The organism is Clostridium phoceensis (assembly GCF_001244495.1).
Taxonomy (GTDB): Bacteria; Bacillota; Clostridia; order Oscillospirales; family Oscillospiraceae; genus Lawsonibacter; species Lawsonibacter asaccharolyticus.
The window spans coordinates 776,152-789,761 of sequence record NZ_LN866274.1; the positions used below are offsets into that span (position 1 = coordinate 776,152).

Here is a 13,610-nt window from a genome sequence, read left to right on the forward strand (position 1 = left end):
TGACACATGGCTAGAAATATGCAGCCTATTGCCAAGCGGTGCAAGGCCCTGAACCTGTCCCCCGCTGCCATGGGCTATGCCAAGAAGAACACCAACCGCAACCCCAAGGGTCAGATGCGGAAGAAGCAGTCCGAGTATGCCCTTCAGCTGACCGAGAAGCAGAAGGTCAAGTTTGTCTACGGCATCATGGAAAAGCAGTTCCACATGTACTATGAGAAGGCTTCCCGGATGCCCGGCAAGACCGGTGAGAACCTGCTGACCCTGATCGAGCGCCGCCTGGACAACGTGGTGTACCGCCTGGGCTTCGCCATGACCCGCCGTGAGGCCCGTCAGCTGGTGACCCATGGCCACTTCACCGTGAACGGCCAGCGGGTGGACATCCCCTCCTTCCTGGTGAAGGTGGGCGACGTCATCGAGGTCCGGGAGAAGAGCCGTTCCTCTGTCAAGTTCAAGCGCCTGCTGGGCGAGGACGCCATCCAGGTCAATGTGCCCAAGTGGCTGGACCACGCGAAAAATACCCTCCAGGGCAAAGTCGTTGCTATGCCCGCACGGGACGACATCGACTTCCCCGTGGAAGAGCACCTCATCGTCGAGCTGTACTCTAAGTAATTCGCTTAGAAAACCCTCAGAATTGGTGAGCTGAATGAGACAGTGCTTGCAAGCTGTCGCGAAAAGGAGGGTATATAGCATATGGTAGAAATCGAAAAGCCCCGCATCGAATGTATTGAGAACCCCGGCGATAATTCCTATGGCAAATATGTAGTGGAGCCGCTGGAGCGAGGCTATGGCACCACGCTGGGCAACTCTCTGCGCCGCATCCTTCTCTCCTCTCTGCCAGGCACGGCGGTGACTTCCATCAAGATCGCCGGCGTCCAGCATGAGTTCACCACCATTCCAGGTGTGAAGGAGGATGTGACCGAGATCGTCCTCAACGTGAAGAGCATCATTGCCAAGCTGTACAGCGAAGGCGTCAAGACGGTCTACATTGAGGCAAACGGCGAGTGTGAGGTCACGGCCGGCGATATCAAGTCCGACGGCGAGGTGGAGATCCTCAACCCGGACCTGCACATCGCCACTCTGGGCCCCGACGCCAGCCTGAACATGGAGCTGACCCTGTCCCACGGCCGCGGCTATGTCCCCGCCGACAAGAACAAGACGCCCCAGACTGTCATCGGTGTGATCCCGGTAGACTCCATTTATACCCCGGTGCGCAAGGTCAACTACACTGTGGAGAACACCCGTGTGGGCGACGCCACCGACTATGACAAGCTGACCCTGGAGGTCTGGACCAACGGCACCATCGATGCCCGGGACGCCGTTTCCCTGGGTGCCCGCATCCTGTGCGATCATTTCGCCCTGTTCACCGACCTCAGTGAGACCATGGGCAACCGCTCCACCGTGGTGGAGAAGGCGGAGACCCAGCGGGACAAGGTGCTGGAGCTGACCATCGAGGAGCTGGACCTGTCCGTCCGTTCCTTCAACTGCCTCAAGCGCGCCAATATCAACACGGTGGAGGACCTGATCTCCAAGACCGAGGAAGAGATGATGAAGGTGCGCAACCTGGGCCGCAAGTCCCTGGAAGAGGTCATCAACAAGCTGGCCATGATGGGCCTGTCCCTGGCCAGCGACGACAGCAACGGCTGAGAGGCGTCCCGCCTCCCGGGACAGGGCGGAGGTATGTAACGTTCCGCTTCGCCTGGCAGGGTCCTCCCTGTCCCCGCAAGGGTGTCCTCCGGGGCCGTCCGGCCCCTGAACGAATTCAGAAATTTCGCCGCGCGAAATATAGGAGTGTCTGATATGTCTCTGAAACACCGTAAACTGGGCCGCACCAGTGACCAGCGCCGGGCCATGCTCCGCGCTATGGTGACCTATCTGCTGGAGAACGGCCAGATCAAGACCACCATCACCCGCGCCAAGGAGGTCGCTCCTCTGGCCGAGAAGATGATCACCCTGGCCAAGCAGAACGACCTGGCCGCTTACCGCCAGGCTCTGGGCTTCATCACCAAAGAGGATGTGGCCAAGAAGCTGTTCCAGGAGCTGGGCCCCAAGTATGCCGGCCGCAACGGCGGCTACACCCGCGTTGTCCGCATCGGTCCCCGCCGCGGCGACGCCGCTGAGATGGCCATCATCCAGCTGGTGTAACAGCAAGATTTCCCAAAGTGAGTCCCCGCCTGCTTTCCGAGCAGGCGGGGCTCTTTTCTTTTAGGGCAGGAAGAGGGGGGCGGTGCTGGAAGGGCAAAAAAGGAGGAGAAAGGAAATTTCCTCTTGACTGTCAACCTGGTGCATACTTTATACTGGGGACAAAGGAGGGAGGACCATGACCATTAAGGAGCTGGAGCGGCAGACCGGCCTGCCCCGGACCACTATTCGGTTCTATGAACAGGAGGGCCTGATCGCTCCGGAGCGCCGGGAGAACAACTACCGTGACTACTCGGAGGAGGATGCGGCGACTCTGGAGAAGATCAAGCTGCTGCGGAAGCTGAGCCTGGAGGTGGGGACCATCAGCCGGCTGAAGGCGGGAGAGCTGACCCTGTCTCAGGCCCTGCGGGAGCAGGCCGCCGTGCTGGAGGCAGACCGGGGGGATCTGGAGCGCTACGCCCAGGTGTGCCTGGAGATGAGCCGGACAGAGGTGGACTTCGGGACGCTGGACCCGGAGCCCTGGCTCAAGGAGCTGGAGAGCCGGCCCCTGCCGCCCTCCCGGCAGGTGGACCTGTCTCGGGACTCCATTGCCGCCGCCCCCTACCCCTGGAGAAGATACTTTGCCCGGGGGCTGGATGTAGGGCTGTGCACCTGTCTGTGGATGGCCGTGCGCTATCTGGTGCTGGAATGGTATGCCCCCGACCAGGTCCTGGATGGGGCGCTGAGAAGCCTGGCTGATATGTACGGGGGCTGGCTGTTCCTGTTCCTCCTGGAGCCGATCCTGCTGGCCGCCTGGGGTTACACCCCCGGCAAGTGGATCATGGGGCTGCGGGTACGGCGGGAGGACGGCCGGAAGCTGACATGGGAGGAGGCGGGCGACCGGCTGGTGGGCGTTTTCTTCCGCGGGACGGGGCTGGGCATCCCTATCTACAACATTGCCCGCCTTTGGGACTGCTATGAGAAGTGTTCCAAGGACCAGGTAATGTCTTGGGACCAGGGGCTGAGCTATACCGCCCGGCCCATGAAGTGGGGGCGGGGGGCAGTCCTGGCGGCGCTCTGCCTTCTGGTCACGGCCGCAGAATTTCTGGTGACCGACCGGAGCTATCTTCCCCCTTATCCCACGGAGCCGCTGACCGCAGAGCAGGCAGTGGAGAACTACAACTGGTATGAGAGACGCCGGACAGAGCTTCTGGGGACTACACCCAGGACCTCTCTGAACAGAGACGGGAGCTGGGCGGTCCAGCCCTCCGCCTATGTCAGCTGGAGTCAGTGGATCGAACTGGAGAAGGGGGCTGGGGAGTGGAGCCCGGTCGTCTGGACGGTGGACCAGGATGGCCGCGTGACCGGATGGAGCGTGACATGGGACGCGGCGGGCAACCCCTACCAAACGGAACTGGAAGTGCTGGAGCCGGCCATGAACATTTTGTCCCCCCTCCTCTTCGCCCTGGCCCCAGAGGCTGGGGAGGGGAGCTTCCTCTGCCAAGAGCGCTTTACCCAGGCCCGGCGGGCATCGCTGCACATGGTGTTGAGCATCCTTGAGGACACCCGCCTCCAAGGGGCGGGGACTCAGGGGAAAGTCCAGGGGATGGGGGGCGTCACCCTGGAACTGGAGGTGCTCACCGCCCGGGGATATAGCCGCACCTCGTACAGCGATGGGATGACCAAGCTGGATCAGGAGGACCCCGGCGCGGGAGATCTGGTCATTCGGTTTACGGCCTCCCTGACGGAGGGATGAAAAAGAGGCCCCCTGGAGCTCCAGGGGGCCTCTTTTGATAGGAAAGATCAGTAGGTCAGCTTCTCCTCCAGCCAGCTCTTCAGCTCACTGATGGGAACACGCACCTGCTCCATCGTGTCACGGTTCCGGATGGTGACTGCGTTGTCCGCGGGGGTCTTGTCGTCGCCCACGGTCTGGAAGTCCACGGTGATGCAGTAGGGAGTGCCGATCTCATCCTCACGGCGGTAGCGCTTGCCGATGGAGCCGGCGTCGTCATAGTCCACCATGAAGTACTTAGACAACTCGGCCTGGATCTCCCGGCCCTTGTCGCCCAGCTTCTTGGACAGAGGCAGCACAGCACACTTGAAGGGGGCCAGGGCGGGGTGGAGGCGCAGGACGGTGCGGACATCGTTCTTCTCGGCATCCACCACCTCCTCGTCATAGGCGTCCACCAGGAAGGCCAGGGTGACCCGGTCGGCGCCCAGGGAGGGCTCGACTACATAGGGGATGTAGTGCTCGCCGCTCTCCTGGTCAAAGTAGGTCTGATCCTTGCCGGAGGTGTTCTGGTGGGCGGTCAGGTCGAAGTTGGTACGGGAGGCCACGCCCCACAGCTCGCCCCAGCCGAAGGGGAAGACGAACTCAAAGTCGGTGGTGGCGTTGGAGTAGTGGCTCAGCTCCTCGGGGTCGTGGTCCCGCAGACGCAGGTTCTCGTCCCGGATGCCCAGGCCCAGCAGCCAGTCGTGGCAGAACTGCTTCCAGTAGGCGAACCACTCCAGCTCGGTCCCCGGCTTGCAGAAGAACTCCAGTTCCATCTGCTCAAACTCACGGGTGCGGAAGGTGAAGTTGCCCGGGGTGATCTCATTGCGGAAGGACTTGCCGATCTGACACACGCCGAAGGGCAGCTTCCGGCGGGTGGTGCGCTGGACGTTCTGGAAGTTGACAAAAATGCCCTGGGCGGTCTCGGGGCGGAGGTAGACGGTGTTCTTGGCGTCCTCGGTGACCCCCTGGAAGGTCTTGAACATCAGGTTGAACTGGCGGATGTCCGTCCAGTTGAACTTGCCGCAGGTGGGGCAGCAGATGTTGTGCTCCTCCACAAAGGCCTTCATCTCCGCCTGGCTCATGGCGTCCACGCTGTGGCCCAGCTCGAAGCTGTTCTCCTGACACCAGTCCTCGATGACCTTGTCGGCGCGGAAGCGCTCCTTGCACTCCTTACAGTCCATCAGGGGGTCAGAGAAGCCGCCCACATGGCCGGAGGCCACCCACACCTGGGGATTCATCAGGATGGCGGCGTCCAGACCCACGTTATAGGGGTTCTCCTGGACAAACTTCTTCCACCATGCCTTCTTCACATTGTTTTTCAGTTCCACACCCAGAGGACCATAGTCCCAGGTGTTGGCCAGGCCGCCATAGATCTCAGAGCCGGAGAAGATAAATCCCCGTCCCTTGCACAGAGCGACGATCTTTTCCATGGTCTTTTCACTGTTTTTCATGTGTCAAGCTCCTTTTTGTCGTGATTTTAGTTGTACACGGTCATTCCGGCGGGGCAAAAAAAACGCCCTGAGCCGGTGTCGGCTCAGGGCGAACAAAAACTTGTCCGTGGTTCCACCTGAATTCGTGCCTGGCTGGCACGCACTCTGACCCGATAACGGCGGGGGACCGGCGGGCCATTTCCTGCCCGCGGCTCCAGGGGGCCTTCACCCGCGCCATCGGAGGACTCGCACTGTCCGTCCTCTCGCTGCACCCCGGCGGGGGTTACTCTTCCCTTTCAAAGCCATGCGGCTGTTTTTAGATACAGCATCATTCTACTATAAAAAAAACACGGCGTCAAGGGCCGACGGGCCTTTTCCCCGCTTGTGAGGCGGCAGGGAAAGTGGTATCATGGAAAAAATGAAGGAGGGGTAGCGGTGCTTGGCGTGGAGCGCGGAACCGTGCGGGGGGAGGGCTGGGAGATGGATCACATCCGATTTGGAGCGGGGGGACGGGTCCTGGTCATCCTCCCTGGACTGGGGGACGGCCTGAGGACCGTCCGGGAGACGGCCCTGCCCCTGGCGGCAGCCTGCCGGGAGTACGGCAGGGAGCGGAAGGTCTATCTGTTCAGCAGGAGGCGGGGGCTGGAGCCCGGGGCCACCATCCGCGGGATGGCGGAGGACCAGGCGGAGGCCATGAAAAAGCTGGGGCTCTGGGGTGCGGATGTGCTCGGCATCTCCCAGGGCGGAATGGTGGCGCAGCACCTGGCGGCGGAGGCACCGGAGTTGGTGAGGCGCCTCGTCCTGGTGGCGACAGCCGGCTGGGCCAACGAGACGGTGCAGGAGACCGTGGGGCGCTGGCTGCTGCTGGCGGAACACGGGGATCACCGAAGGCTGACGCGGGACACAGCGGAGCGCTCCTACTCCCAGCGGTATTTGCGGCGATACCGGCTGCTGCTGCCCCTGCTGGGCACCATCGGGCGGCCCAGGAGCTACCAGCGCTTCCTCATTCAGGCCAGAGCCTGCCTCGGGCATGACGCCCGCGGCGCGCTGGGACGGATCGGCTGTCCTGCACTGGTGGTGGGCGGCGGCCGGGATCAAGTGGTGGGGGCAGAGGCGGCCGGGGTGCTGGCAGAGCACTTGAGCCAAAGCCGGCTGTGGATCTATCCCGAGCTGGGACATGGACTCTACGAGGAGGCCGCAGACCTCCCAGCGCGGGTACTGGCATTTTTGTCCCAGTGAATCGAAAATATGTTCCATTCCTCTTGACAAAATAGAACATATGTTGTATTTTAAAAGTAGAACATATGTTTTCTTATGGAGCAGAGAAAAAGTCCGGTTTTTGGGACCGGCACACTGTCATACTGCAGATAAGATTCAGGAACGGAGGGAACATGATGCAGACCCTGTACTATACCACCCATAATTTCGTCCGCCGCTCCGGCAATGTGATCGATCTGTGCGAATACCGCAGCCGGATGCAGGACGTCCAGGAGGAGCCGGTTTCCGCCGCTCCCGCAGCCCGGACAGAGCGCACACGCCGCCGCCATCCCCACCAGAACGCCTTTGCCCTGCTGATGGACAGCTTTGCCAGCATGAGCGTGATTCTGATGACCCTGACTTTCACCTTCTGGGTGCTGGACAAACTGTGAGGTTGCGCCCGTGGGGGAAACGTGCTACAATGACGGCAGCCGCCGGGCACCGCCGCCCCGGCGCAAATCGGATCGATCGAGAGGAGCTTGATTCCATGAAGGAAGCCATTCATACTGACCGGGCCCCCGCCGCCATCGGGCCCTATTCCCAGGCCGTCCGGGCCGGAGGGTTCCTGTTCACCTCTGGGCAGATTCCGGTGGACCCCGCTGCCGGGGATATCCCGGCGGGCATCAAGGCCCAGGCCCAACAGTCTCTGAATAACATCGCCGCCATCCTGGCCCAGGCCGGGCTGGACCGGTCCGCCGTGGTGAAGACCACTGTGTTTCTCAAGGACATGAACGATTTCGCCGCCATGAACGAGGTGTACGCCCAGTTCTTTGAGGGACCCGCCTATCCTGCCCGCTCCGCGGTGGAGGTGGCCCGTCTGCCCAAGGATGTATTGGTGGAGATCGAGGCCGTGGCCCTGCTGTAAGGGGACGGAATGCACAGAAAAAGCGCTCGGGAGGCCGGCTTGTCCAGCCCCGGGCGCTTTGCGCGTCCAGAGACAGGGGCCTCTGTGGCCCCGCCGGACACATCTCCCCGGCGGCGGGCCGCCTGCTTTGCCGACGGGGACAAGACAGGCTGCCCCGCATAATGGGGGCCCCAGCCCGCCGAGGGGAAAGACGGCGGGAGTTGGGCCGGAAGCCCTTGCAAGACAGAGAAAAATCCGATATAATAACAGGCACTGAATTTTAAGAGAAAAGAGGGCTTCTGCCGTGAAATTAGGTATCGTGGGTCTGCCCAACGTGGGCAAGAGCACCCTGTTCAACGCGATCACCAACGCCGGCGCCGAGAGTGCCAATTATCCCTTCTGCACCATCGACCCCAATGTGGGCATGGTGGCTGTCCCTGACCACCGGCTGGACAAGCTTTCCGAGATGTACCACCCCAAAAAGACCACCCCCGCAGTCATTGAGTTTGTGGACATCGCCGGTCTGGTAAAGGGCGCCTCCAAGGGCGAGGGACTGGGCAACAAATTCCTGTCCAACATCCGTATGACCGATGCCATCGTCCATGTGGTCCGCTGCTTCGACGACGAGAACGTCATCCACGTGGAGGGCTCCACCGACCCCATCCGGGACATGGACACCATTGACCTGGAGCTGGTCATGTCCGATATGGAGATGGTGGACAGGCGCATTGACAAGGCACAGAAGGCCGCCAAGGGGGACAAGAAGTTTCTCCATGAGGCGGAGGTGTTCCAGGGCCTGCGGGAGTGGCTCGACCAGGGCAAGTCTGCCCGGGGCTATCTGCCCCAGGTGCCGGAGGATGATGCCGCCCTCATTGCCACCAGCGAGCTGCTCTCCCTCAAGCCGGTGATCTACGCCGCCAATCTGGATGAGGATGGCTTCTCCGACCCGGAGGCCGTCCCCTACTACCGGCTGGTGGAGGAGCGGGCCGCCGCCCAGGGCGCCCAGGTCATCCCGGTCTGCGCCAAGCTGGAGGCGGAGATCGCCGAGCTGGATGCGGAGGAGAAGAAGATGTTCCTGGACGATCTGGGGGTGGCCGAGTCCGGCCTGGACCGCCTGGTGAAGGCCAGCTACACCCTGCTGGGCCTGATCTCCTACCTCACCAGCGGCGAGGACGAGTGCCGGGCCTGGACCATCCGCAGGGGGACCAAGGCCCCTCAGGCCGCCGGCAAGATCCACTCCGACTTCGAACGGGGCTTTATCCGGGCTGAGGTGGTCTCCTACGACGACCTGATGGCCTGCGGCTCCATGGCCGCCGCCCGGGAGAAGGGCCTGATCCGCTCCGAGGGCAAGGAATACATCGTCCAGGATGGCGATATCATCCTGTTCCGGTTCAATGTATGACCGGCATCCCGCTATATTCTGATCTGCACCCATTTAAGCTCGGTCCGGGCCCCGAAGGGGCCCGGACCGTTTTTCCCGAAAGGAGCCTTTTGCCTTGAAACTTTTGGAAATCAATGCCCGCTCTCAGGAGCTGCTCACCTGCCTGTGCCAGGTGTGGGAGTCCTCCGTCCGGGCCACCCACCACTTCCTGTCCGAAGAGGACATCCGTTCCCTGGCTGTCTACGTCCCCCAGGCTCTGGCCCAGGTCCCGGTGCTGGTGGTAGCCTTCTCCGATCAGGGCATCCCCGTGGGATTTATGGGCATCGACGGCACCAGGCTGGAGATGCTCTTCCTCTCCCCAGACGTGCGGGGGACCGGTCTGGGCCGGCAGCTGCTCCAGCGGGGCATCCGGCGGTACGGTGTCACCTCTTTGTGCGTCAATGAGCAGAACCCTCAAGCCCTCGATTTCTATCTCCACATGGGTTTTCAGGTCCGCAGCCGCACGGAGACAGACGAGCAGGGCAATCCCTTCCCTCTCCTCTGCATGTCCCTGCCGGGATAGGCGCCTCCCTTGCGCCCTTCTTCCCGCCGTGCTATACTGAGGGCAGCACTATTATGGAAAGGCGGTATCCTGCCATGATCAACACCACCCTCTGCTACATCCGTCAGGGCGGTCAGTGTCTGATGCTCCACCGGGTCAAGAAGGAGAATGATCTGAATCAGGGCAAGTGGATCGGCATCGGCGGCAAGTTCGAGGACGGGGAGAGCCCCGAGGACTGCATGTTCCGGGAAGTGAACGAGGAGACCGGACTCACCCCAGCGGAATACCGCTATCGGGGGCTGGTCACTTTTGTCTCCGACCGCTGGCCCACGGAGTACATGCATTTGTTCACCATCGACCGCTTTACCGGAACCCTGAGGGCCGACTGCCCGGAGGGCGACCTGGAGTGGCTGCCCTGGACACAGCTGTGCACCATCCCCCACTGGGAGGGGGACGAGATCTTTCTGAGGCTCATTGAGGAGGATGTCCCCTTCTTCTCTCTGAAGCTGCGTTACCGGGGGGACATACTGGAAGAGGCTGTCCTCAACGGCCGGCATGTGAAGGGAGGGCCCCAGTTATGACCTATACGCTCTCCAACGACCTGCTCACCGTCTCCATCCAGGACGCCGGTGCCCAGCTCTGCTCCGTCCGGAGCGCTGGGGGCACTGAGTACCTGTGGCAGGCCGACCCCGCCGTCTGGGGCAGGCATGCCCCGCTGCTATTCCCCCTGATCGGCCGGCTCCAGGACAGCCAGTACACCCTGGACGGCCGGGCCTGGTCCATCTCCACCCATGGGTTTGCCCGGGACGCTCAGTTCCAGGTGTCAGAGCAGGGCCCCACCGCCCTCTCCTTCCAGCTGGAGGACAGCGAGGAGACCCGGCGGGTGTACCCGTTCTCCTTTGTCCTCACCGTCACCTACACACTGGAGGGCAGCCGCCTGACCAAGGCGCACCGGGTAGAGAACCGCTCCGCCGTTCCCATGCTCTATGAGCTGGGCGGACACGACGGCTTCCGGACCCCCCTGGAGCCCGGAGAGACTATGGCGGACTACGCCGTTACCATCTCCGGGGTGGAGGAGCTCCGTCCCTACGGCATGGACAGCAGGTGTATGCTGACCATCGGCGAGGCCCGCTTTCCCCTGGAGGGAGGGCGCATCCCCCTGTGCCCCAGGGCCTTCGGGCTGGACACCATTGTCCTGGACCTGGAGGGGGAGCGCCGGGCTGCCCTGGTGGACCGCTCCGGCCGGGAGCGGGTGGTGGTGGAGTGCCCCGATTTTCCCTATCTGGGACTGTGGACGGCAGACAAGCCCTTTGATACCGGCTACTTCTGTATTGAGCCCTGGTCTGCCCTCCCCGACGCGGTCTTTGTGGGCCGGGGCCTGGAGGACAAGGCGGGCATCCGCCGGCTGGAGCCGGGGGGCGTCCATGTCCTGACCTATACCACCACATTTCAGTGAATCGGAAGGAGAAGATCCCATGAAACCGGAATACGCCAACACCTTCGGCCTGCGCAAGGTCGCTGACCCCCAGGGCCAGATCCTGGAGGTCACCCTGGATATCTCCTATAAGTATATGGAGAATGCCCTCACCGTCACCTCCAACGGGCTGGAGAACGTTTCTACTCCCAATGCGGATCACGTGGCCTCCATCGTTATGAACCGGCAGAGTGCCATCTCTCTGCGCAACCTCCTTATCCAGTCCCTGGGGGACGAGACTCTCTGAGCTGGGTGGAAAGGCCGGAGCCTTTTGATGGGACAACGGCCATTCGGCCAAAAGGTCCGCAGCTGCGGAAGAAAATATTGAAAACAGGTAAATTGCGGCGGAGAGGACGCGTGTCCTCTCCGCCGCCTTTTTGTACAAGAAAAAATATTCTTTCAGGCGGGGCTTGACAGACGGGCGGACCTGTGTATAATATGAAGTACACTTCACGTGAAGCTAACTTCATGTTTTGGAGTGAAGTGAAAGGGGGGAGAGGGACATGAAGAACCGGGTGAAGGAGCTGCGCACCGCCGCGGGGATGACGCAGCAGCAGCTGGCCGACCGGGTCCACGTCTCTTCCCGCACCATTATTTCCCTGGAAAAGGAGCTGTACAACCCCTCGCTGCTGCTGGCCTATCGCATCGCGGAGCTCTTCGGCGTGACGGTGGAGGACCTGTACTGCCTGAAAGAAAATAGGGAATTGGAGGACCGGCAGTATGAAGATCTACAATAAGAAAAAGTTTGCGGACGGATGTTTTTTCCTGGTCCTTGGAGCGGCCCTGGCTGGGGCCATGATCTGGAAGCGGGAGATAGATGGAAAGAGTGTGGTGCTTGCCCTCATAGCCCTGGTCATCGGGGCAGACGCATTGGTCCGCAGCCTCTCCAGACGCCTGTCTTACCAGGACAAGGTGGAGGCACTGGACGAGCGCAACATCCAGGTGGAGCTGCGGGCCAGGAGCCGGACGCTCTCCCTGCTGCGGGGCACCCTGATGGCGGTGCTGATCCTCAGCCTGATCGGCGCCCTGGCCAACCCGGAGGGCGAGCTGGTGTACGGCGGGATGATGGTCGTATCCGGCGTGCTGTACACCCTCTCCCTGTTCATTGAGCTGGCATGCAGCTTCTATTATGAAGGCAGGATATAGGGATCGGATCACGGAAGATCCGGATGAAAAGGAAAGCGAGGAATTCCATATGAGCCATACCCGTGAAGAGGAGTGGAAGCAGGTCCGGGCGCTCCATCTGGTCCGGGACGAGCGGGACCGGGAGGTGGGGGCCGCGGCCAAAGGCCGGGCGGGGGATGCGGTGCTGGCTGCCTCCCAGCTGTTTGCGGCGGCCTGTCTCCTGAGGGGGGACCCGGCCTGGGCCGCCTTCCTGTCCCTCACCTTCGTGGGGGGCGGGGCGCAGTGCCTTCATCGGTTCTGGGAGGATAGGGAGAGGTTTTTCCTGATCTGCGGCTTGGCCGCGTCGGCCTGCGGCGCGGCGCTGGGATGCTGGTATCTGCTCCAGGACCCGGGGACAGGGCCGTCCCTGGGGCGGCTGGCGGCCTTTGCCCTGCTGATCAGCCTGCTGACCAGCCTGTCCGGCCTGATATTTGTCCCCCTTCTGCTGGGGGCCGTATGGCTCAAGTATAAGGTGGGCCATATGGATGGGGAGGCGTGGGAGCACTATTTCCAGTCCGTGTCCACGGTGGGGCTCCTGCTGCGGGGCGGCGTGCTGCTGCTGTTGGCCCTGGGGCTGACCGCCCTGCTGAGCTGGCCGCTGTTCGCCCTGCTGGGCTTCCCCATGCCGGAGCGGCTGGCCCTGCTGTTCTTTTTGATCGGGGGCGCGGACCTGTTCCGCAAGCTGAGCCAGGAGCGGGACGAGCTGGTGCGGAAGCTGCTCCGGCTGAAGCTCCCCGGGGGGCGGAAGGGCGTCACGGAGCAGTGAGTGCCCCTCCGGACGGAAAAGAGGGCCGTATGGGGCCTGTGGGGCGCTCTGGCCCGATCTGTTAAGCGGGAAAGGAAGGGATCGAATTGAAGGTCAAAAACATCCGGCACCTGATGCTGGGGATCATCTGCCTGGTGCTGGCGGTGATCTGTCTCGCGGTGGGGGCGGCAGGCGGATCTGCGCCCAAATATCTCATCAGCGCCGTCCTGCTGCTGGCTCTGGGCGCTGTGAACTTTCACGGCGCGCTGAAGGGCGGGGCGGAGCAGGAGCTGCTGCGCTGGACAGACGAGCGGGACCGGCTGGTAGCCATGCGGAGCTGCCAGATCACCCTGCAGGTGATGAACGGCCTGCTGTTCGGCGGCGCAATGACCGCGCTGCTCTGCTACGCCATCACCCGCAGGGCCCTGTTCCAGACAGTGGGCATCACGCTGTGTGCCGTGATCCTTACACTGTTTTTTGTGACGATGGCGGCCAACCGCTACTTTGAGCGGCGGATGTAAGATGGGAAAAGTCCCGGTGCATTTTCTGCACCGGGACTTTTCAGCTTGTAGAAAAAGCCTCACAGAGTTCGCGCCCGCGCGCGGCAGACTGCGATATTCTCGAAAAGGCGGTTTCCTTATCCAGGGAGGTGAGCTGGACGGCCATGGCCGAAATAGAGGGATCTGGGACCGAGAGAGCGGATGCGGGCGATGCTGTCCCGCTGGGCGGCGGGGTCGGAGCAGAGGCAGGAGGGGCCCGGGCGGAACAGGTTCATCATGGCGTCCCCTACAATGAGGGAGTGCCCCTCCACCTCCAAGCCGATGGAGCCCGCCGTATGGCCGGGCAGCTCCAGAACCCGGGCGTCCACACCCCAGGGGCTGG

General features: G+C 62.3%; 18 protein-coding genes and 1 other annotated feature. Of the genes, 16 read left to right on the forward strand and 2 right to left on the reverse strand.

Features of this window, described 5'->3' with window-relative positions; genetic code table 11:
* Nucleotides 1-6: 6 nt before the first annotated feature.
* The 4 genes from rpsD (at nucleotide 7) to BN1969_RS04570 (ending at nucleotide 3,874) form a co-directional block, all read left to right on the forward strand.
* The gene (gene rpsD, locus BN1969_RS04555) at nucleotides 7-609 is read left to right on the forward strand and encodes a 30S ribosomal protein S4 (RefSeq protein WP_050623222.1); all 603 of its coding nucleotides are present in this window, start codon (nucleotides 7-9) and stop codon (nucleotides 607-609) included.
* 81 nt (nucleotides 610-690) lie between these two features.
* Complete coding sequence (locus BN1969_RS04560) at nucleotides 691-1,644, forward strand: DNA-directed RNA polymerase subunit alpha (protein ID WP_050623223.1); 954 nt, start codon at nucleotides 691-693, stop codon at nucleotides 1,642-1,644.
* 153 nt (nucleotides 1,645-1,797) lie between these two features.
* Nucleotides 1,798-2,142: a 50S ribosomal protein L17 gene (gene rplQ, locus BN1969_RS04565; protein ID WP_050623224.1), complete on the forward strand. Its 345-nt coding sequence runs from the start codon at nucleotides 1,798-1,800 to the stop codon at nucleotides 2,140-2,142.
* Nucleotides 2,143-2,317: 175 nt separating this feature from the next.
* Nucleotides 2,318-3,874, forward strand: a complete 1,557-nt coding sequence (locus tag BN1969_RS04570) for a MerR family transcriptional regulator (protein ID WP_050623225.1) — start codon at nucleotides 2,318-2,320, stop codon at nucleotides 3,872-3,874.
* Between the two features lie 47 nt (nucleotides 3,875-3,921).
* Here the strand turns inward: BN1969_RS04570 and BN1969_RS04575 are convergent, their stop codons facing one another.
* Nucleotides 3,922-5,343 (reverse strand): glycine--tRNA ligase, encoded by a 1,422-nt coding sequence (locus tag BN1969_RS04575; protein WP_050623226.1) that lies wholly within the window; start codon nucleotides 5,341-5,343, stop codon nucleotides 3,922-3,924.
* Nucleotides 5,344-5,424: 81 nt separating this feature from the next.
* Nucleotides 5,425-5,631 (reverse strand) — a binding site (T-box leader).
* Between the two features lie 126 nt (nucleotides 5,632-5,757).
* On the opposite strand from BN1969_RS04575, the gene BN1969_RS04580 reads away from it, so the two are divergent.
* From BN1969_RS04580 to BN1969_RS04635, 12 genes are all read left to right on the forward strand, one after another.
* Nucleotides 5,758-6,561 carry an alpha/beta fold hydrolase gene (locus BN1969_RS04580; RefSeq protein WP_242850276.1) on the forward strand — a complete coding sequence of 268 codons (804 nt, stop codon included), beginning with the start codon at nucleotides 5,758-5,760 and terminating at the stop codon, nucleotides 6,559-6,561.
* Nucleotides 6,562-6,713: 152 nt separating this feature from the next.
* Nucleotides 6,714-6,971: a hypothetical protein gene (locus tag BN1969_RS04585; protein ID WP_133248287.1), complete on the forward strand. Its 258-nt coding sequence runs from the start codon at nucleotides 6,714-6,716 to the stop codon at nucleotides 6,969-6,971.
* A 95-nt stretch (nucleotides 6,972-7,066) separates the two neighbouring features.
* Nucleotides 7,067-7,444, forward strand: coding sequence for a RidA family protein (locus BN1969_RS04590; RefSeq protein WP_050623228.1), 378 nt, complete (start codon nucleotides 7,067-7,069; stop codon nucleotides 7,442-7,444).
* 283 nt (nucleotides 7,445-7,727) lie between these two features.
* Nucleotides 7,728-8,825, forward strand: a complete 1,098-nt coding sequence (ychF, locus tag BN1969_RS04595) for a redox-regulated ATPase YchF (protein WP_050623229.1) — start codon at nucleotides 7,728-7,730, stop codon at nucleotides 8,823-8,825.
* A gap of 94 nt (nucleotides 8,826-8,919) precedes the next feature.
* Nucleotides 8,920-9,366 (forward strand): GNAT family N-acetyltransferase, encoded by a 447-nt coding sequence (locus BN1969_RS04600; RefSeq protein WP_050623230.1) that lies wholly within the window; start codon nucleotides 8,920-8,922, stop codon nucleotides 9,364-9,366.
* Between the two features lie 74 nt (nucleotides 9,367-9,440).
* A complete protein-coding gene (locus BN1969_RS04605; RefSeq protein WP_082203499.1) occupies nucleotides 9,441-9,926 on the forward strand; it encodes an NUDIX hydrolase in 486 nt (161 codons plus the stop codon).
* Nucleotides 9,923-10,801 (forward strand): aldose 1-epimerase family protein, encoded by an 879-nt coding sequence (locus BN1969_RS04610; protein ID WP_050623232.1) that lies wholly within the window; start codon nucleotides 9,923-9,925, stop codon nucleotides 10,799-10,801. Before BN1969_RS04605 ends, BN1969_RS04610 begins: the two co-directional genes overlap by 4 nt.
* A gap of 19 nt (nucleotides 10,802-10,820) precedes the next feature.
* Nucleotides 10,821-11,066, forward strand: coding sequence for a hypothetical protein (locus tag BN1969_RS04615; RefSeq protein WP_050623233.1), 246 nt, complete (start codon nucleotides 10,821-10,823; stop codon nucleotides 11,064-11,066).
* A 256-nt stretch (nucleotides 11,067-11,322) separates the two neighbouring features.
* On the forward strand, nucleotides 11,323-11,556 hold the full coding sequence (locus BN1969_RS04620) for a helix-turn-helix transcriptional regulator (protein WP_050623234.1): 234 nt from the start codon (nucleotides 11,323-11,325) through the stop codon (nucleotides 11,554-11,556).
* Nucleotides 11,540-11,965 (forward strand): hypothetical protein, encoded by a 426-nt coding sequence (locus BN1969_RS04625; RefSeq protein ID WP_050623235.1) that lies wholly within the window; start codon nucleotides 11,540-11,542, stop codon nucleotides 11,963-11,965. Before BN1969_RS04620 ends, BN1969_RS04625 begins: the two co-directional genes overlap by 17 nt.
* Before the next feature lie 49 nt (nucleotides 11,966-12,014).
* A complete protein-coding gene (locus BN1969_RS04630) occupies nucleotides 12,015-12,749 on the forward strand; it encodes a hypothetical protein (RefSeq protein WP_050623236.1) in 735 nt (244 codons plus the stop codon).
* An 86-nt stretch (nucleotides 12,750-12,835) separates the two neighbouring features.
* On the forward strand, nucleotides 12,836-13,249 hold the full coding sequence (locus BN1969_RS04635) for a DUF2178 domain-containing protein (protein ID WP_050623237.1): 414 nt from the start codon (nucleotides 12,836-12,838) through the stop codon (nucleotides 13,247-13,249).
* A gap of 116 nt (nucleotides 13,250-13,365) precedes the next feature.
* On the opposite strand, the gene BN1969_RS18200 is transcribed toward BN1969_RS04635, so the two are convergent.
* On the reverse strand, nucleotides 13,366-13,610 hold a 245-nt coding region (locus BN1969_RS18200), incomplete at its 5' end, for an MBL fold metallo-hydrolase (RefSeq protein ID WP_473206035.1).

Bases quoted from the DNA above. Each gene is read 5' to 3' on its own strand.
- BN1969_RS04585 (WP_133248287.1), top strand. From the start codon at position 6,714: ATGATGCAGACCCTGTACTATACCACCCATAATTTCGTCCGCCGCTCC.
- BN1969_RS04560 (WP_050623223.1), top strand. From the start codon at position 691: ATGGTAGAAATCGAAAAGCCCCGCATCGAATGTATTGAGAACCCCGGC.
- BN1969_RS04605 (WP_082203499.1), top strand. From the start codon at position 9,441: ATGATCAACACCACCCTCTGCTACATCCGTCAGGGCGGTCAGTGTCTG.
- BN1969_RS04620 (WP_050623234.1), top strand. From the start codon at position 11,323: ATGAAGAACCGGGTGAAGGAGCTGCGCACCGCCGCGGGGATGACGCAG.
- BN1969_RS04590 (WP_050623228.1), top strand. From the start codon at position 7,067: ATGAAGGAAGCCATTCATACTGACCGGGCCCCCGCCGCCATCGGGCCC.
- BN1969_RS04575 (WP_050623226.1), bottom strand. From the start codon at position 5,343: ATGAAAAACAGTGAAAAGACCATGGAAAAGATCGTCGCTCTGTGCAAG.
- BN1969_RS04610 (WP_050623232.1), top strand. From the start codon at position 9,923: ATGACCTATACGCTCTCCAACGACCTGCTCACCGTCTCCATCCAGGAC.
- BN1969_RS04625 (WP_050623235.1), top strand. From the start codon at position 11,540: ATGAAGATCTACAATAAGAAAAAGTTTGCGGACGGATGTTTTTTCCTG.
- BN1969_RS04615 (WP_050623233.1), top strand. From the start codon at position 10,821: ATGAAACCGGAATACGCCAACACCTTCGGCCTGCGCAAGGTCGCTGAC.
- rpsD (WP_050623222.1), top strand. From the start codon at position 7: ATGGCTAGAAATATGCAGCCTATTGCCAAGCGGTGCAAGGCCCTGAAC.
- rplQ (WP_050623224.1), top strand. From the start codon at position 1,798: ATGTCTCTGAAACACCGTAAACTGGGCCGCACCAGTGACCAGCGCCGG.
- BN1969_RS04630 (WP_050623236.1), top strand. From the start codon at position 12,015: ATGAGCCATACCCGTGAAGAGGAGTGGAAGCAGGTCCGGGCGCTCCAT.
- BN1969_RS04570 (WP_050623225.1), top strand. From the start codon at position 2,318: ATGACCATTAAGGAGCTGGAGCGGCAGACCGGCCTGCCCCGGACCACT.